The following is a 16,403-nucleotide window of genomic DNA, read 5'->3' on the forward strand; positions in this document are numbered from 1 at the left end:
CGCCTTATCAGATGGGCATCGGCATGGAGCCGCGGGCCTGCCGGGTGCGCCGCTGGCGAGTGCCGGCAGCGCGGTCGGCCGAGGAAGCCGTGGCAGATTGCGTGGCGGACGGCGCGGCGGCTTGCACAGCGGTGTCGTCCGCGTCCGCGTCGGCGCGACCGGTCAGGGCTTGAAGCAGGTCTTCGTAAGCGCCCACGGCACGCTGCCAACTGAAGTCGGTACTCATGGCGTTGCGCTGCATGGCGCGCCACAGCGTCGGGTGACGGCGCAGGTGCATGGCGCGCGACAAGGCATCGGCCATGGCGTCGGGGTGGTCGCCGTCAAACAACAGGCCGTTGGCGAACGCCATCGCGGTCAGTGGCGCGTCGGTACCTGGGTCTTCGATGGTGTCGGCCATGCCGCCCACGCGCGACCCGATCGGTACGGTGCCGTAGCGCATGGCGTACAGCGGCGTCAGGCCAAAGGGCTCGAAGCGGCTGCCGTGCAGCAGGATGTCGCCCCCGGCGTGCAGGCGATGCGCGCCCGCCTCGTTGTAGCCAATGTGCGTGGCGCAGCGCTGCGGGTAGCGGTCGGACAGCGCCTTCAGCGCGGCTTCCAGACGGCGGTCGCCCTGGCCAAGGATGGCGACCTGCATGTCCGGGTGGGCATCCAGGGCGCGCGGCAAGGCTTCGGCGGCAACGTCGGCCATCTTCTGGTCGGTCAGGCGGCTGCCCATCACCACCAGGCTGGCTTGCGGGTCGGCGGCCAAGCCGAATTCGCGTTGCAGCACGGTCTTGCACAGCCGCTTGTTGGCCAGATCGGCGGCGGTGTAGCGCAAGGGGCCCAGGTGCGGGTCGCGCGCCGGGTCCCACAGCACGGTGTCGATGCCGTTCGGAATGGCGATCAGGTCGGCGGCGCGCTCGCGCAGCAAGCCGTCCAGCCCGCAACCGAATGCCGGGGTAAGGATTTCGCGGGCGTAGGTGTGGCTGACGGTGGTGACGCGGTCGGCGTGGGCGATGCCGGCCTTCATGAAGTTCAGCTTGTTCCAGGCCACGCTGGCGTGCTCGCCCCGGAAGGCGGGGGCAATGCCGAAAGCGGCGGCATCCTCTAGCGGGAACTGGCCCTGGAACGCCATGTTGTGGATGGTCAGCACGGATTTCACGTCATCCAGGCCCGCCTGGCGCATCAGCATGGGGATCAGCGCCGCGTGCCAGTCGTGCGCATGCACCACATCGGGGCGCGCAAGCCCCGGCACGCCGCGTGCGATACGCACGGCAGCGTGCGACAGCGCGGCATAGCGCAGCCCATTGTCCGGATGTTCCTGGCCATCTTCGTCCACATAGAGGCCGGCGCGGTCATAGAGCGCATCGTTTTCCAGCAACAGGAAGGGCAGCTCGGACGCGGGGCATACCCCGGCCAGCAGGCGGGCGTCGCCGCCCGGCAGGTCTTCCAGCCGCGCCACTTCGCGCACGCCTTCCAGGCGCTTGGCGGCGCCTCGATAAGCGGGCAGCAAGACGGTAGCGGGCACGCCCCGCTGGACCAGCGCCCGCGCCATGCCGGTGATTGCATCGCCCAAGCCCCCGGTCTTTGCCAGGGGGAATGCTTCGGCAGCCACTATAAGAATTGTCGTCGCCATGCTTGTTGCTCCGGGAAGGTCGGAGGGCCGCTGAAAAAGTGGGCCCGATTCCGTAAGGCTTTCTTATGCGCAAGTGGCGTGCCCAAGACGGCGGGGTGAGGGCGGGCGCGGGCTTGAGCGCGGGCTGACGCCAGGGCGTGCATCGGGGTTGCTGGCGTTTTTGCTGACGTTTGTAAATTTGGGAGCAGTGCAACAAATTGCGTCTGTAGAGCGTCGGGCACGCGGCATTCGGGAGGAGACCGAAGCGTCGGGAATGGAGATTGCGGCGCGCCCGGATTCTTCTTCCCGTATGCCGTAAGCCCACGGGCCGGCACTCGGACCCAGCCATCCCGACTACAAGGAGCGCCAACTTGAAAACCGTTTCCGATTTTGTCCTCGCCCGCTTGGGCGAATGGGGCGTGCAGCGTGTGTTCGGCTATCCCGGCGACGGCATCAACGGCCTGATCGGCGCGTTTGGCAAGAACCAGGAGCTGGAATTCGTCCAGGCACGCCACGAAGAGGGCGCGGCCTTCATGGCCTGCGCCCACGCCAAATTCACGGGGCAGGTCGGCGTGTGCCTGGCCACGTCCGGGCCGGGCGCCATCCACCTGCTTAACGGGCTGTACGACGCCAAGCTGGACCATCAACCGGTCGTGGCCATCGTGGGCCAACAGGCGCGCAGCGCGCTGGGCGGCGACTATCAGCAGGAGGTGGATCTGGTCAGCCTGTTCAAGGACGTGGCGCATGACTTCGTGCACATGGTCACGTCGCCGCTTCAGGCGCGCCACATGGTGGACCGCGCCATGCGTATCGCCATGGAACGGCGCGGCGTGACCTGCCTGATTTTTCCCAACGACGTGCAGGACCTGGAAGCCGTGGAAGCGCCGCCACGCGAGCATGGCACGGTGCACACGGGCATCGGCCTGACGTCGCACTCGGCGGTGCCCCCGGAAGCGGCCTTGGACAATGCCGCCGCCATCCTGAACCAGGGCGAGCGCGTGGCGATGCTGGTGGGCGCGGGCGCGCTGGATGCCGGCGATGAGGTGCGCGCGGTAGCCGAGCGGCTGGGCGCGGGTGTGGCCAAGGCCCTGCTGGGCAAGGCCGTGGTGCCGGACGCGCTGCCTTATGTGACGGGCGCCATCGGCCTGCTGGGCACGCAACCCAGTTGGGAAATGATGAACGAGTGCGACACGCTCTTGATGGTAGGCACGTCGTTCCCGTATGCCGAGTTTCTGCCCAAGGAAGGGCAGGCGCGCGCGGTGCAGATTGATGTAGACGGCCGCAAACTCAGCCTGCGCTATCCGGTCGAAATGGGCCTGGTGGGCGACGCCCGCCTGACCTTGCAGGCCTTGCTGCCCAAGCTGGAGACCAAGGCGTCCGACCGCTGGGTGAAGGGCATAGAAAAGCGGGTGTCGCGCTGGCGCGAAACCGTGGTGGCGCGCGCGATGGTCGAGGCCAAGGGCGTTAACCCCCAGCGCCCCTTCCTGGAACTGTCCAGCCGCCTGCCGGCGCACTGCATCGTCACCTGCGATTCCGGTTCCGCGGCCAGTTGGTACGCGCGCGACGTGCAATTACGCGAGGGCATGATGGGATCGGTATCGGGCGGGCTGGCCAGCATGGGCTGCGGCGTGCCGTACGCCCTGGCGGCCAAGCTGGCCCATCCGGGGCGTCCGGTCGTGGCGCTGGTGGGCGACGGCGCGATGCAGATGCTGGGCATCAACGAACTGATCACCATCGCGCACCGGTGGAAGGACTGGGCCGACCCGACGCTGGTGGTGCTGGTGCTGAACAACGGCGATCTGAACATGGTGACGTGGGAGCAGCGCGTAATGGGCGGCGACCCGCGTTTTCCGGATTCGCAATGGCTGCCGCCGTTCTCGTATGCGGACTATGGCCGCATGCTGGGCCTGGAGGGCATCCGCGTGACCGAACCCGACGACGTCGGCCCCGCTTGGGACCGTGCGCTGAACGCGGGCCGGCCCACCGTGCTGGAAGTGGTGACCGACCCCGAGGTGCCGCCGATGCCGCCGCACATTCCCCCCAAGCAGATTGCGGCCTACCTGACTGCACTGCGCAAGGAAGACATGGCCACCGGCGCCGCCGCGCTACGCGCCACCATCAAGCAATGGTGGGCAAGCTGACGGAGACAAGCCCTGGGCCAGGCGCCGTGTGCAACACCCTGTGCGAAATCCGCGCGGCGGGCACGGCGTTTGCGGACAGGGCGGGTCCTACCACCTAGTCGCTGAACGGATGTTCGGCAAAGGAGACACAGCATGGAAACTCAAACCAACATCGTGGGCGGCCCCAAGAGCAGCCCCGGCGGCCCGGGCCCGGAGGTCATGGCCGCAAGCACGCTGGAAGGCAATGACGTCTACAACTCGGCGGGCGAAGATCTGGGTTCGATCAAGGAAATCATGATTGATGTGCCCCGGGGCCGCGTGGCCTACGCGGTGCTGTCGCGCGGCGGCGTGTTGGGCATCGGCGATAAGCTCTTTGCGATTCCGTGGGCGGCCCTCACGCTGGACACCGACCGCAAGTGCTTCGTGCTGGACATCGACGAAGAAACGCTGAAGAACGCGCCGGGCTTCGACAAGGACAACTGGCCCAGCATGGCCGACGAGACCTGGGCGCGTAACCTGCATACGTATTACAAGCAGGATATCTACTGGTAAGCCGCCAGCCTGGGCCATCAGCGCATGGCCCGGGTGGCGCCTACCATCAAGGCACCGGCCGCGGATCCCCGATCCGCGCGCCGGTCACCATTTCAGTCACCCAATTCACCAGCACCGAGGTATAGGCCCGCTGCGCGGATTTTTCCGTCAGCGCGTGGTCGGCGCCGTCGATGATGCGGTGGGTCATCGAATGCGAGCGGCGGAACGCCGAGCGGTAGCTCATGATGGTGGAATGCGGGATGAAGGTGTCGTGCTCGGCTTCCACGATCAACACATCGCCGCTGAATTCCGCGCAGGCTTTCAGGGCGCGGTTGGTTTCGGGCGCGACGTAGGTGTTGCGATAGGCGCGCAGCGTTTCCCGGTTCAACTGGTTTTTCGGCAGCAGCCATTCTTCATCGCGGTACAAGGCGGGCACGTGCAACGCCAGCCAGCGCACGCGGCGCAGGCCGCTCAGCAGCGCGGCCAGATAGCCGCCATAGCTGCTGCCCACCACCGCGACCGAGCCCGAATCCAGCGACGGATGGGTGGCAAGCAGGTCGTAGGCGGCCATCACGTCGCGCAGGTTATCTTCGCGCGTGACTTGTAATTGCTGCTCGCGCGTGGCCGCATGGCCGCGCAGGTCGAACGTCAGGCAGACGCAGCCCAGCGCGGCAATGCCCTTGGCGCGCGACAGGTCAAACTGCTGGCTGCCGCCCCAACCATGGATGAACAGCACACCGGGTACCTTGTTCTCGGGCGTCAGGAAGGTGCCGTCCAAAACCTGGTCGTCAACCGACAGCGCGATGGGATTACTGTGCGCGGCCATTGCCAACCTCCTTCCAGTCATCCAAACCGTCCAACACGGCGGCCGACTTGCTGATGTGGCCCACCGCGGAATCCTCGCCATGAAAGACCAGATGCTGCGGAATTGGCAACACCTGGTCCCGCCCGTAGCGTTCGCGGGTGGCGGCGCGCACCGACGTCAGCGACGGCGACAGCGCAAACGCCTGCATCGCGGCCAGCTCGGCAAGACTTGCGCCGCCCGCCCGCCAGGACTGCTCCAGCACGCCGGCCCGCGCTTGGCCCGCGCGGTTGGTGCCGAACGCCACATCGTAGTTACGGCGCGAGGCGAACAACTGCGGATAGGCGGTGGACACCGCCGTGTCGTACTGGCAGGCCATGGCCACGGCCTGCCGTTCGGGGTCTGTCAGATCCAAGGCACGCAGCTTATCGAAACCGCCGCGCGCCACCCGCAGCACCGACCCGCCGTAGACGGCTATGCCCTGGTTGTCGGGCGTGAGCGATTGCGTGCCCACATACGCAATTTCCATTTTTCCCACGCGCGCCCAGCCGACGCTGTAGGTGGACACGTCTGCCAAGTCTTCTTCCAGCACCAGGCCCAGCCGGCGCATGGCGTAGGGAGATTGCTGCGCCAGCGCCGCGCGCAGTTCCTCGGCATTGCGCACCACGACCTGGCCGCGCCCGGCGGTGGCGTCGGTGGGTTTGACGCGCAACGGCCCGTCTTGCAGCATCCGCATCCCGGCGGCTTCGGCATCCGCCACGGTGAAGGCGCTATAGCCCGCTAGCACCACCTCGCGCAGCGCATCCGCCAGATCGCCCACCCAGGCCTTGGGCGCCTTCGCCTGGGGGCCGATCAGTCCATGGGTGATGGCTTTGCCGGCCACGAACGAATAGGGGGCGACGCCGCCGTACAGGTCGGCCGCGCGGGTAATGCCCAGCCGGGCCGCGCGGATGGGGCCGATGATGGTGCGGTCGGGCACGTAGTAGGGCGGCGGTTCATCGCGGCGCCGGCTGGGCCGGTAGTCGGGTTCAAAACGGCGTCCCAACAAGGCCGCCAGGCGGACGGCCATGGCTTCTTGCGAGGCCACCTCGTGCTCGGAGGCGTTGGCGCGGCGGGGGTATGCCACCACCAGGTCGGATTCGCTATCGGAGTCGCTCGGGGATGGGGACGGTTTCATGAGGGCGGGTGGAGCAAGTTGTGTTCCTGGTCGGCTGGCGCACGGCGCTTGCGCCACGCGGCCAGGGCTTCAAACAGCGGAAAGGCGGCCAATGCCAGGCACATGGGCGCCAGTGCATAGCAGGCGCGGTAGGCCAGGGCCGCGCCCAGTGCTTCGGAATACGGCATGCGCGGCGCCAGCACGGCCACGAAGATGGCCTCGGTGGTGCCCAGCCCGCCCGGCACGCGCGTCAGCACCGCCGCGAAACTCGCGCACAGCAAAATGCCCAGCACCAGGGGGTAGGGCGCCTTGCCCTGTAGCAGCACGTAGGCCACGGCGCCCATGAACATCCAGGACAGCCCGGCAAACACGCATTGCATCACCGCCATGCGCAGGCGCGGCAAGGTCACGCGCTGGCCCATGAAGGTGGCCGAGCGACGGCTGGCGCGAGCGCACAGCCACACGTACGCGATGCCTGCCGCCAGCAAGCCGGCGCCAATCAGGCGCAGCACGCCGCTGCCCACGTCCCAGCCCTTCGGCACCGTCAACGCGCCGCTGACGAACACCACGCCCGCCACCCAGGCATAGCCGATCCAGTTCGACGCGGCCGAGAAGACGGCCACGCGGGTCGCCACCGATTTGCGGCAGCCCAGCCTGGCATACATGCGCAAGCGCGCGCCCAGGCCACCTACCAGCACGCCCAGGCTGAGGTTCAGGGCATAGCTCACCATCGCGATGCCCATCACCAAGGGCCAGGCCAGCTTGTGCCCGGTGTAGCGGCGGCCCAGCAGGTCCAGCGCGGCATAGCTCAGATAGCCCAGCACCACCAGGCCGCTCGCCATCAGGATGGCTTCGCCGGGAATGCTGCGCATGGCCTGCCAGACCTTCGGCCAATCCACCGAGCGGCCGAAGTAGAACAACAGCACGGCCACCACGGCCAGAACTACCCAGGGCAGCACCTTCTTGATGCGCGGCCAGCGGTGGCGCAGGGAACGCATGAACGTTGTGCGATAGACCCTCATGCGGCCTCGCTTTCGCCCGGCTCGGGCGGTTTGATGGTTTGCAGGCGCGGCTTGTGCGCCGGCAGGGCGCCTGCCCAGGTCGGAAAGCGCCGCAGGAAGTGAAACACCACCACGCCGACCCAGAAGCGCCGCAGCGCGCGCGTGGACTTGGAACTGAAGGGCACGGGCTTGCAGTCCTGCGCGATCAGGTGGTCCAGGCTATCCCGCAGGGCTTTGTTCAACGAACGGTCGCGCACGACCACGTTGGCTTCCAGGTTCAGGGCCAGGCTCAAGGGGTCCAGATTGCTGGAGCCCACCGTGCACCAGTCATCGTCCACGCAAGCCACCTTGCCGTGCAGCGGCCGCTTGCAGTATTCGTAGATCTCCACGCCGGCGTTCTTCAGGTAGTCATACAGCATGGTCGCGGCCAGGCGCGCCACCAGCATGTCGGGCTCGCCTTGCAGCAGCAGGCGTACGCGCACGCCCCGACGCGCCGCTTTGGTCAGGTCGCGCAGCAGGTGGTAGCCGGGAAAGAAATAGGCATTGGCGATCAGCACGTCCTGCTTGGCGGCGCGCAGACCGGCGCGGTAGTAGCGTTCGATGTCGGTGGTGTGGCCATTGTTGTCGCGCACCACCAGGCGCCCGCCGCCGTCGCCCTCGGGCACCGAAGCGGCGGCGGGGCGCCGCCAGCGGCGCGGGGGCTTGCGGCCGCCCAGGGCGGAACGGGCGTAGTCGGCCAGGTCGGCCGCCAGGGGGCCGTCCACCCGCACCGCATAGTCCTGCTTGGCTTCGGGGCCGAAGTCCGCCAGGTGGTCCGCCGAAAAGTTGATGCCGCCGATCAGCGCGCATACGCCGTCCACCGCGACGATCTTGCGGTGCATGCGGCGAAACAGATTGGTGCGCACGCCCAGCAGGCGGGGGCGCGGGTCGAAGATATGAAAGCGCACCCCGCTTTCGGTCATGGCGCCAATGAATTCCTGGCTGAGCTGGTCCGAGCCGTAGCCGTCAACCAGCACGTCCACGCTGACGCCGCGCCGGGCCGCGTCAATCAAGGTCTTCTGCAAAGCCTGCCCGACTTTGTCGTCGAACAGGATGAAGGTTTCCACCAGCACTTCGTGCTTGGCCGAGGCAATGGCCTCGTTCACGGCGGGGAAATAGCCCTCGCCGTTTTCCAGCAGCGTGTAGCGGTTGCCTTCCCGCCATCCCAAGTTAGTGGCGGTCATAGTGCGATCTCCGCCGACAGGGGCACGTGGTCCGACAGGCGCGACCACACGCGCGAGGCCTGCGGCACGGGCCGCCAGTCCCGCACGTTGCGCACATAAATGCGGTCCAGCCGCAGTAGCGGCCAGCGCGCGGGAAAGGTGCGTGCAGGGCGGCCCAGGCGGGTGGTGAAGACCTCCTGCGCGCCGCAGGTGGCCATGAAGCGGTTGGCGTTCAGGCGCCAGTCGTTGAAGTCGCCCGCGATCAGCAGGGGTTCGCCGTCGGGCACCTCGCGGGCAACCAGTTCGCACAGGCGGCCAAGCTGTTCGCCGCGATGGCGTTCCAGCAGGCCCAGGTGGACGCAGATGGCATGCACGGGGGCATCGCCCGGCACGCGCAGCACGCAATGCAGCAGGCCACGGCCTTCGTGCCCGTGCACGCTGACATCGTGGTTCTCATAGCGCTCGATCGGGTAGCGCGACAGGATCGCGTTGCCATGATGGCCCGCCGGATACACCGCGTTGCGCCCATAGGCGTAGTCCGACCACAGCGTGTCGGCCAAAAATTCATACTGCGACAGCGCCGGCCAGGCCTCGTGCCGTTCGGCATGATCCTGATGCTCGCCCAGGACTTCTTGCAGGAACACCACATCCGGCGCCGCCTTGCGCAACGCCTCGCGCAGGTCGTGCAGCATGAAGCGCCGATTGAAGCTGGTGAATCCCTTGTGGGTATTGACGGTCAATACCGTCAAGCGCCGGTGGGATTCGTCGGTCGGGACGGGCATGGACTCTCCGGGGGGAAATGGGTCCACAACCCTGCGCAAGTTTCGTGCCTGAGCCGGCACCTGCGGGGATTTTCATTGGGGGGATGGCGGTATGGAACGCATGACGGTAGCCATGCAGGGCGGGTGGCCGGAACTGCCCGCACTGGTCAAAATTGCCTGGGCCGGTATCGAATCGCCGCGTCATACCCACATAAAAAACGGATTCTGAATCTGCAAAATCAAGGTTGTGCCCGCTTTTGCGTAGGGGCACAATCGGAATCCCCGCTATGCGGCAACCCGCCCCGCAAGGAGAATTTGCATCATGACGATTGCCCCTCAGCCTTTGGACGCGAACGTGGTCCAGGCCCTGTCCCGCATCACCACGGCCACGCTCACGACCGTGCTGTTGAAGAAAGGCTTGCGCAACGTGTGGGTACGCGGCGCGCGGCCACTGGCGCCGGGCGCCAAGCGGATAGTCGGGCGCGCGTTCACGCTGCGCTTCGTGCCCGCCCGCGAAGACCTGGCCACGCCCGCGTCGTGGGCGTCGCCCATCTCCACGCGCGCCGCCATCGAAGACATGCCCGAGGGCTGCATCGCCGTGGTGGATGCGATGGGCGTCACCGACGCCGGCATCTTCGGCGACATCCTCTGCGCCCGCATGCAAAAGCGGGGCGTGGCCGCGCTGGTGACTGATGGCGTGGTGCGCGACCTGGAAGGCGTCGAAGGTACGGGCCTGCCCGTATGGTGCGCCGGCGCGGCGGCCCCCCCGTCGGTGGCCGGGCTGACCTTCGTCGGCTGGCAAGAACCCGTGGGCTGCGGCGGCGTGGCCGTCTTTCCCAACGACGTCATCGTGCTGGACCGTGACGGCGCCGTCCTCATCCCCGCCGCGCTACTGGACGAGGTGGTAGAAATCGCCATCGAACAGGAACGCCTGGAAGGCTGGATCATGCAGCAAGTAGAAGCCGGCGAAAAACTCCCCGGCCTCTACCCCCCCAACAAGGAGACGCAGGCTAAATACGAAGCCTGGCGAAACCAGCAACCGTAACCCTCGGACTCAATTCCCCCCCCGTATATTCCCCGCAACCCCGCCCGCCACGGCGCCGATCGCGGCGCCCGTCCAGGCGCTGCCGCCCGCAATGGCGGCAATCCCCGCGCCCGCGGCACCCCCAATGGCCGCCCCGGACATGGTCCCTTGCTGTTTCGGCGTCATGTTCGTGCACGCCGCAAGCGTCCCTATCGCGACGCCGATGACTAACGTTCGAATAGCTTTCATGACGGCTCCTTCAAGGCTTGCGCTTCATGCCAGGAACGACGACCTCGAACCACAAGGTCTCGATCACCGGACGGTCCAGCCGCGAGGGGTTCGCGGCATACCAGCCGTCCAGGCTCTGGGCCACCGTATCCAGGGTGTGCGTTTGCAGGCCCCGGGAAAACCTGGGCACCAGGCTCTGAGTATCGGGCGGCGCGCGGCGTGCCTGGTACGCGCGTTCGACTTCAAGCAGGTTGGAAATCCCCAATAGATAGGCTTTCTTGAGATTGGCGTCGGACTCCGTCCATTGCTTGCCGGTGATGATGGGGGCGGGGTCTGACATTTGCGCCACGCTGGGCGCGGTGGTCAGCAGAGACAGCGCCAGGGCTGCCGGACCTAACAGGTGTTTCACTTTCATCGCATCGCTCCTCGCGGGCTTAAAAGATCAAAAACAACCTTTGGATACCGTCCGCGAAAACCAGGCCAGGCAGGCCCGAAGCGGAAATCGGTAACAGTGAATTTATGCCTGAACGCAGGCGGCGGCAAGCAAGGTTTTGGGGGAGGGCGCGCGGCACCGGAGTCGCGGGCCGGCGCCATGGCGCGTAAAATGCGTGGCTTGACGCCGGCATTCGCCGGCGTCGTGGATTGGACGCATGCGCACCGGATTGTCCCGTCGCCTTCCTCGCTTTGCCTCGGCCGCCGATTTCGGGCGGCTGTTGCTGCTGCTGTTGCTGGTGGCGCGGGCCTGGGTGCCGGCTGGGTACATGCCCGATGCCGACGCGCTGCGGCAAGGCCGGCTGGCGCTGGGCTTCTGTACGGCGGGTGGCAACGTCATGGCGGCCTTGCAATCGCTGGGTGAACGGCAGGCGCCTGGCGACGGCCATCAAGCGATGCACGGCGACCCCATGCTGCACGCCGATGATGGCCACCCCGGCCATCACGGCCACCATGGCGCCGGCCATGACGACGAACGCGGCGCCGGGCAGGAATGTCCCTTTGGCCTGAGCGCGCATCAAATCCTGAACCTGCCGCCGCTGGCGGCCGTAGCGCCCGTGCTGTTGCGCTGGCTGGCGCAGCGCCCGTTAAAGCTTGACGGCGCGCGCCCGCCCATGCCGGCCGCCGGCCCGCCCTTGGGGCAACGGGCGCCACCCTCGATACGCGGATAACCGTTTCCGCCGTGCGCCCCGCGCGCATGCTTGCCGCCCAAACGGGGCGGCGTTGTTCGTATTCGAGAATCCCATGTCCACGCACACCCTGGATACCCCCTCCGCGCCTGCTCGCGCGCGGGTTGCGGGCAACAGCGCCTTACTGGCGTTGATCACGCGCCTGCACTTTTACATCGGGCTGTTTGTCGGCCCCTTCATTTTGGTGGCCGCCGTCACCGGCACGCTGTTCGTGCTGACTCCGCAGATTGAAAGCCTGCTGTATGCGGACCAACTGCACACCGCGTCCACCGGGCCGGCACAACCCCTGGCCAGCCAGGTCCGGGCGGCGCAGGAGCGCATCGCCCCCGGGCCGCGCCTGTTTGCCGTGCGGCCCGCGCCGGCTCCGGGCGACACCACGCGCGTGATGTTCACGCAGCCCGGCATGGGCGATTCGGAAAGCCGCGCGCTGTTCGTCGACCCCGTCACGCTGGACATCAAGGGCGACATGACGGTCTACGGCACCAGTGGCACGCTGCCGTTTCGCACCACCCTGGACTACCTGCACCGCAACCTGATGCTGGGGGCGCTGGGCCGCAACTACAGCGAACTGGCCGCGTCCTGGATGTGGCTGGCCACGCTGGGCGGGCTGGTGCTGTGGTGGGCCGGACGCCGCCGCAAGCTTGCCGCGAACCAGATCGCAGCCCAAGCCCGCAGCCCCAGGTTGCGCGCGCGCCGCTGGCACAGCTTGCTTGGCTTGTGGTTGGCGCTGGGGCTGTTGTTCCTGTCCGCCACCGGCCTGACCTGGTCCAACTGGGCGGGAGGTCGGGTGGACCAACTGCGCGCGCAACTGGGCTGGATCACGCCGGCGATTACGCTGAAGCTGCCGGGCGCGGCGGCCGATGCCGCGGCGGCCGGTGCCGCGACCGGCCCGGCGATGGGCGGTGGTGAACACGCGCATCATCACGGCGGCATGCAGATGGAGGGCGGCGCTATGGCAGCCCCCATGGCAGCGCCCCAAGACCCCGCCCGCGATTTCGACCGCATCCTGCAAACCGCGCGCCAGGGCGGCATCGACAGCACGCAGCTGGAAATCCGCCCGCCGCGTAGCGCCGACCAGGCCTGGATGGTGCGCGAGGTAGACCGTTCCTGGCCCACCCAGGTCGACACCATCGCCATCGACCCCGCCACCTACACCATCACCAGCCGCGCCGACTTCGACACCTTTCCGCTGATCGCCAAGCTGATCCGCTGGGGCGTGGACATGCACATGGGCATTCTGTTCGGCTGGCCTAATCAGTTGCTGATGGGCGCGATCGGCTTGGCGCTGTCGGCCATGATCGTGCTGGGTTATCGCATGTGGTGGTTGCGGCGGCCCGCTGCGGGTGCCGGTGCTCAGACGCTGACCCAAGCCTGGGCCGCCCTGGGCTGGCCCGCGCGCATTGCCGTGTTGGCGGTGGCGGCGGCGCTGGGGTGGTGCCTGCCCGTCATGGGGGTAAGCCTGTTGGCGTTCCTGGTGGTGGACGTGCTGCGCTCGTGGCGCCTTCAGTTGCCCACGCGCCGCGCGTAGCTGGCCAGCACGATGCGCTCGGACTGCGCCAGGTAGTCCTTCAGCGCATCGGCCGCCTTGCCGAACTCGCCGGCTTCCACGCTTTGCAGAATTTGCTGGTTCATGTCGGCGTAGGGCGCGTGCAGGAATTCCGGGTCTTGCAACAGCCCGAAGACCAGCCGCAGTTCGGCCAGCAATAAGGAAAACATGGCGTTCAGCCGGTCACTGTCGGCCAACTCCACAATGGCCATGTGAAACGCCATGTTGGCGGTGCCCACGCCCGGCCAGTCCTGGCGTTCGCGGCAAGCCAAAGCGTCTTCCACCGACTGGCGCATGCGCTGGCGCGCCGGATGGTGCGGGTACGCCTGCGCCAGCGCCTGGCATTCGATCATGCGCCGCACCCGATAAATATCAATAATGGATGCCATGCTGGGCACGGCCACCGCCACCCCTCGGTTAGGCGAGTGCGTCAGCAGGCCTTCCTTGGTCAGGTTGCGAAACGCCTCGCGCAGCGTGTTGCGCGAGACGTCCAGCGATTGCGTAAGCACGGCTTCCGACAGCCGCTGACCGGGCATGAATTCCCCGTTGATCAGGCGGCGGCGGATCTGCTCGGTGACCTTGTCGGTCAGGGTCTGGTGCGCGGCGGGCAGCGTCATAGGCGAGGGGGGTCTAAATACCCGGTGGTGAAACCCGGTAGTGAAATTACCGATAGGCGAAAGCCTGGCTTTGATCTACCATACTAACCAATTTGTAGAACAATTGTGTAACTATCGTTCCACGATCAGCGGCAAAAAGAAGGCGTGCCGCCATCGGACTAAGGATCAGACATGGCTGAGATCGATTTAAACAGTGACTTGGGCGAAAGCCTTGGCGCCTGGCGCATGGGCGATGACGAGGCCATGCTGGCGGTGGTGTCCAGCGCCAACGTGGCCTGCGGTTTCCATGCGGGCGATCCGGCCGGCATCCTCAGCACCTTGAAGGCCGCGCGCGCCAATGGCGTGACGGTGGGCGCCCATGTGTCCTACCCAGACTTGACGGGCTTCGGCCGACGCAACATGGACGTGGCCAGCGCCGACCTGGTGGCCGACGTCATCTACCAGATTGGCGCGCTGAAAGGCCTGGCCGCCGCCGCCGGCACCGAGGTGCGCTACGTGAAGCCGCACGGCGCGCTGTACAACACCATCGCCCACGACGCCCGCCAGGGTAATGACGTGATCACGGCCATTCTGGAAATCGACCCCAGCCTGGTGCTGGTGGGCCTGGCCGGCGCGCCGCTGTTGACGCTGGCGCAAGAGCGCGGCCTGCGCGTGGTAGCCGAAGCCTTTGCCGACCGCGCCTACACCCCGCAAGGCGCGCTGGTGTCGCGCCGCGAAAAGGGCGCCGTGCTGCATGACCCGAAAGCGGTGGCGCAACGCATGCTGCGCCTGGTGCAAGAGGGTGTGGTGGAAGCCATTGATGGCAGCCTCACCCGCGTGCAGGCCGATTCCATCTGCGTGCACGGCGATAGCCCTGGCGCAGTGGACATGGCGCGCGCGCTGCGCACGCAGCTTGAGCAGGCCGGCGTCAGCATCCGCGCTTTCGCGGCCGCTGCCCCCCGGCAATCCGCCTAGGGAGCCGGCGTGCGTTTTCTGCCTGTAAACACCGACGCGCTGCTGGTTGAACTAGACGACCTGGAACAGACCCTGGCGCTGTTCGCCGCGCTACAGGGCCGCCCGATTGAAGGGGTGACCGAACTGGTGCCCGCCGCCCGCACCGTGCTGGTGGTGTTCCAGCCCGGCGTGGTCTCACGCGCGGCGCTGATTGCCGATATCGGCGCGCGTGACACGTCCAGCCGCGTGGCGCGCGACGGCAAGCTGATCGAAATTCCCGTCCATTACAACGGCGAAGACCTGGACGACGTGGCGCGGCATCTGGGCATCACGCGCGAAGAAGTCGTGCGCCGCCACACGGGCGGCACCTACAGCGTGGCCTTCACCGGCTTTGCGCCGGGCTTTGCCTACCTGAGCGGTGGCGATCCCACGCTGGACGTCCCGCGCCGCAAGACCCCGCGCACCCGCATCCCGGCAGGCGCCGTGGCGCTGGCGGGTACGTTCAGCGGCGTGTATCCGCAGGCCAGCCCGGGCGGCTGGCAGATCCTGGGCGTGACCCCGGTCGCCATGTGGGATTTGAACCGTGACACGCCCGCGCTGCTGCAACCGGGCTATCGCGTGCGATTTATCGACGCGGGCGTGGCATCAGAGTCGGACACCTCCGCCACATCGACCACATCAAGCGCATCGACGGCATCCGCTGCATCGACCACATTCGCGACACCGCCAAGCGCCGCCCGCTCCACCTCCGCAACATCCGCCACCCCCGCCTTGGAAGTCGTATCGCCCGGCTTGCAAGCCGTGTTCGAAGACCTGGGCCGCCCCGGCCAGGCCCGCCAGGGCGTGGCCGCCTCCGGCGCCATGGACCGGGGCGCGTTGCGCGCCGCGAACCGGCTGGTGGGCAATGCACCCGGTGAGGCCGCCATTGAAATCGTCTACGGCGGTTTCCAGGTGCGCGCCCACGGCCCTTGCGTGTTGGCCGTGACCGGCGCGCAGGGCAACATCACATTGCGCAACGCCGCCGGTGCAAGCTGGACGGTCCCGGGCTACCAAGCTTTTGCCATGGACGACGGCGACACGCTGACCCTGAGCCAACCGGACGCCGGCATCCGCTACTACCTGGCGGCGCGCGGCGGCTTTGCCGTGGAACCCGTGTTGGGCAGTTGCTCTACCGACACCCTGGCCCGCGTCGGCCCCGAACCGCTGGCAGCCGGTGACCGCATCGGCATCCGCCAAGCCGGGCAGGGCGCTATTGTGGGCGCACCCGAAACGGCCCCCGCCGACCTGCCGCGCACAGACGCCGAGGTGGTCCTGGACGTGGTGCTGGGCCCGCGCACCGACTGGTGCGACGCCGACGCGGTGGCGCTGCTGTCGCGCCAGGCCTGGACCGTAACGCCGCAATCCAACCGCGTCGGCATCCGCTTGCAGGGCGACGCGCCGCTGCAACGCGCCAACCATGCCGAACTGCCCAGCGAGGGCACTCGCAAAGGCTCTATCCAGGTTCCCGCCAGCGGCCAGCCCGTGCTGTTCCTGGCCGACCATCCGCTTACCGGCGGCTATCCCGTCATTGGCTCGGTCGCGCCCTGGCATCTGGATCGCGCCGCGCAAATTCCCATCGGCGCGCGCGTGCGCCTGAACCCCATTTCCGACTTCGTTCCGGTTGATGTGCCCGCCGTGCAAGTCACCCCGACATAACGTGAACCCGCC

At 67.4% G+C, this 16,403-nt stretch carries 16 protein-coding genes; 7 read left to right on the top strand and 9 right to left on the bottom strand.

The window, feature by feature from the left end:
* Positions 1-7: 7 nt before the first annotated feature.
* Positions 8-1,615 carry a glycogen synthase GlgA gene (glgA, locus tag CVS48_RS18400; protein WP_100855687.1) on the bottom strand — a complete coding sequence of 536 codons (1,608 nt, stop codon included), beginning with the start codon at positions 1,613-1,615 and terminating at the stop codon, positions 8-10.
* Positions 1,616-1,965: 350 nt separating this feature from the next.
* Here glgA and CVS48_RS18405 point away from each other — a divergent pair, with 350 nt between their 5' ends.
* Both CVS48_RS18405 and CVS48_RS18410 read left to right on the top strand, forming a co-directional pair.
* Positions 1,966-3,735, top strand: coding sequence for a thiamine pyrophosphate-requiring protein (locus tag CVS48_RS18405; RefSeq protein ID WP_100855688.1), 1,770 nt, complete (start codon positions 1,966-1,968; stop codon positions 3,733-3,735).
* Between the two features lie 132 nt (positions 3,736-3,867).
* The gene (locus CVS48_RS18410; RefSeq protein ID WP_100855689.1) at positions 3,868-4,266 is read left to right on the top strand and encodes a PRC-barrel domain-containing protein; all 399 of its coding nucleotides are present in this window, start codon (positions 3,868-3,870) and stop codon (positions 4,264-4,266) included.
* Between the two features lie 46 nt (positions 4,267-4,312).
* Here the strand turns inward: CVS48_RS18410 and CVS48_RS18415 are convergent, their stop codons facing one another.
* Genes CVS48_RS18415 through CVS48_RS18435 form a run of 5 tightly spaced genes read right to left on the bottom strand, consistent with a single transcriptional unit; the run spans position 4,313 to position 9,188 of the window.
* Complete coding sequence (locus CVS48_RS18415; RefSeq protein WP_100855690.1) at positions 4,313-5,071, bottom strand: alpha/beta hydrolase family protein; 759 nt, start codon at positions 5,069-5,071, stop codon at positions 4,313-4,315.
* A complete protein-coding gene (locus CVS48_RS18420) occupies positions 5,055-6,224 on the bottom strand; it encodes a DUF3182 family protein (protein ID WP_100855691.1) in 1,170 nt (389 codons plus the stop codon). Before CVS48_RS18420 ends, CVS48_RS18415 begins: the two co-directional genes overlap by 17 nt.
* Entirely contained in the window at positions 6,221-7,225 is a 1,005-nt protein-coding gene (locus CVS48_RS18425; protein ID WP_100855692.1) for a lysylphosphatidylglycerol synthase domain-containing protein, read from the bottom strand. Before CVS48_RS18425 ends, CVS48_RS18420 begins: the two co-directional genes overlap by 4 nt.
* Positions 7,222-8,427: a cardiolipin synthase ClsB gene (clsB, locus tag CVS48_RS18430; RefSeq protein ID WP_100855693.1), complete on the bottom strand. Its 1,206-nt coding sequence runs from the start codon at positions 8,425-8,427 to the stop codon at positions 7,222-7,224. Before clsB ends, CVS48_RS18425 begins: the two co-directional genes overlap by 4 nt.
* Positions 8,424-9,188 (bottom strand): endonuclease/exonuclease/phosphatase family protein, encoded by a 765-nt coding sequence (locus tag CVS48_RS18435; RefSeq protein WP_100855694.1) that lies wholly within the window; start codon positions 9,186-9,188, stop codon positions 8,424-8,426. Before CVS48_RS18435 ends, clsB begins: the two co-directional genes overlap by 4 nt.
* 301 nt (positions 9,189-9,489) lie before the next feature.
* Here CVS48_RS18435 and CVS48_RS18440 point away from each other — a divergent pair, with 301 nt between their 5' ends.
* A complete protein-coding gene (locus CVS48_RS18440) occupies positions 9,490-10,212 on the top strand; it encodes a ribonuclease activity regulator RraA (RefSeq protein ID WP_100855695.1) in 723 nt (240 codons plus the stop codon).
* Positions 10,213-10,221: 9 nt separating this feature from the next.
* Here the strand turns inward: CVS48_RS18440 and CVS48_RS29685 are convergent, their stop codons facing one another.
* On the bottom strand, positions 10,222-10,440 hold the full coding sequence (locus tag CVS48_RS29685) for a hypothetical protein (protein WP_100855696.1): 219 nt from the start codon (positions 10,438-10,440) through the stop codon (positions 10,222-10,224).
* A 10-nt stretch (positions 10,441-10,450) separates the two neighbouring features.
* On the bottom strand, positions 10,451-10,834 hold the full coding sequence (locus tag CVS48_RS18450) for a hypothetical protein (RefSeq protein ID WP_100855697.1): 384 nt from the start codon (positions 10,832-10,834) through the stop codon (positions 10,451-10,453).
* Positions 10,835-11,069: 235 nt separating this feature from the next.
* Between CVS48_RS18450 and CVS48_RS18455 the strand changes: the two genes are divergently transcribed.
* Together CVS48_RS18455 and CVS48_RS18460 are read left to right on the top strand one after the other, a co-directional pair.
* On the top strand, positions 11,070-11,582 hold the full coding sequence (locus tag CVS48_RS18455) for a DUF2946 family protein (protein WP_100855698.1): 513 nt from the start codon (positions 11,070-11,072) through the stop codon (positions 11,580-11,582).
* Between the two features lie 73 nt (positions 11,583-11,655).
* A complete protein-coding gene (locus CVS48_RS18460) occupies positions 11,656-13,128 on the top strand; it encodes a PepSY-associated TM helix domain-containing protein (RefSeq protein ID WP_100855699.1) in 1,473 nt (490 codons plus the stop codon).
* Here CVS48_RS18460 and CVS48_RS18465 read toward each other — a convergent pair.
* Positions 13,104-13,763 carry a GntR family transcriptional regulator gene (locus CVS48_RS18465; RefSeq protein WP_100855700.1) on the bottom strand — a complete coding sequence of 220 codons (660 nt, stop codon included), beginning with the start codon at positions 13,761-13,763 and terminating at the stop codon, positions 13,104-13,106. The genes CVS48_RS18460 and CVS48_RS18465 overlap by 25 nt on opposite strands.
* Before the next feature lie 171 nt (positions 13,764-13,934).
* Between CVS48_RS18465 and CVS48_RS18470 the strand changes: the two genes are divergently transcribed.
* Together CVS48_RS18470 and CVS48_RS18475 are read left to right on the top strand one after the other, a co-directional pair.
* On the top strand, positions 13,935-14,717 hold the full coding sequence (locus CVS48_RS18470) for a LamB/YcsF family protein (protein WP_100855701.1): 783 nt from the start codon (positions 13,935-13,937) through the stop codon (positions 14,715-14,717).
* 9 nt (positions 14,718-14,726) lie between these two features.
* Complete coding sequence (locus CVS48_RS18475; protein WP_100855702.1) at positions 14,727-16,391, top strand: 5-oxoprolinase subunit B/C family protein; 1,665 nt, start codon at positions 14,727-14,729, stop codon at positions 16,389-16,391.
* Positions 16,392-16,403 lie beyond the last annotated feature (12 nt).

Source organism: Achromobacter spanius, assembly GCF_002812705.1.
GTDB classification, from domain to species: domain Bacteria; phylum Pseudomonadota; class Gammaproteobacteria; order Burkholderiales; family Burkholderiaceae_B; genus Achromobacter; species Achromobacter spanius.

Coding starts and splice junctions, on each gene's coding strand:
- glgA (WP_100855687.1), bottom strand. CDS start 1,615: ATGGCGACGACAATTCTTATAGTGGCTGCCGAAGCATTCCCCCTGGCA.
- CVS48_RS18410 (WP_100855689.1), top strand. CDS start 3,868: ATGGAAACTCAAACCAACATCGTGGGCGGCCCCAAGAGCAGCCCCGGC.
- CVS48_RS18415 (WP_100855690.1), bottom strand. CDS start 5,071: ATGGCCGCGCACAGTAATCCCATCGCGCTGTCGGTTGACGACCAGGTT.
- CVS48_RS18420 (WP_100855691.1), bottom strand. CDS start 6,224: ATGAAACCGTCCCCATCCCCGAGCGACTCCGATAGCGAATCCGACCTG.
- CVS48_RS18425 (WP_100855692.1), bottom strand. CDS start 7,225: ATGAGGGTCTATCGCACAACGTTCATGCGTTCCCTGCGCCACCGCTGG.
- clsB (WP_100855693.1), bottom strand. CDS start 8,427: ATGACCGCCACTAACTTGGGATGGCGGGAAGGCAACCGCTACACGCTG.
- CVS48_RS18435 (WP_100855694.1), bottom strand. CDS start 9,188: ATGCCCGTCCCGACCGACGAATCCCACCGGCGCTTGACGGTATTGACC.
- CVS48_RS18440 (WP_100855695.1), top strand. CDS start 9,490: ATGACGATTGCCCCTCAGCCTTTGGACGCGAACGTGGTCCAGGCCCTG.
- CVS48_RS29685 (WP_100855696.1), bottom strand. CDS start 10,440: ATGAAAGCTATTCGAACGTTAGTCATCGGCGTCGCGATAGGGACGCTT.
- CVS48_RS18450 (WP_100855697.1), bottom strand. CDS start 10,834: ATGAAAGTGAAACACCTGTTAGGTCCGGCAGCCCTGGCGCTGTCTCTG.
- CVS48_RS18455 (WP_100855698.1), top strand. CDS start 11,070: ATGCGCACCGGATTGTCCCGTCGCCTTCCTCGCTTTGCCTCGGCCGCC.
- CVS48_RS18460 (WP_100855699.1), top strand. CDS start 11,656: ATGTCCACGCACACCCTGGATACCCCCTCCGCGCCTGCTCGCGCGCGG.
- CVS48_RS18465 (WP_100855700.1), bottom strand. CDS start 13,763: ATGACGCTGCCCGCCGCGCACCAGACCCTGACCGACAAGGTCACCGAG.
- CVS48_RS18470 (WP_100855701.1), top strand. CDS start 13,935: ATGGCTGAGATCGATTTAAACAGTGACTTGGGCGAAAGCCTTGGCGCC.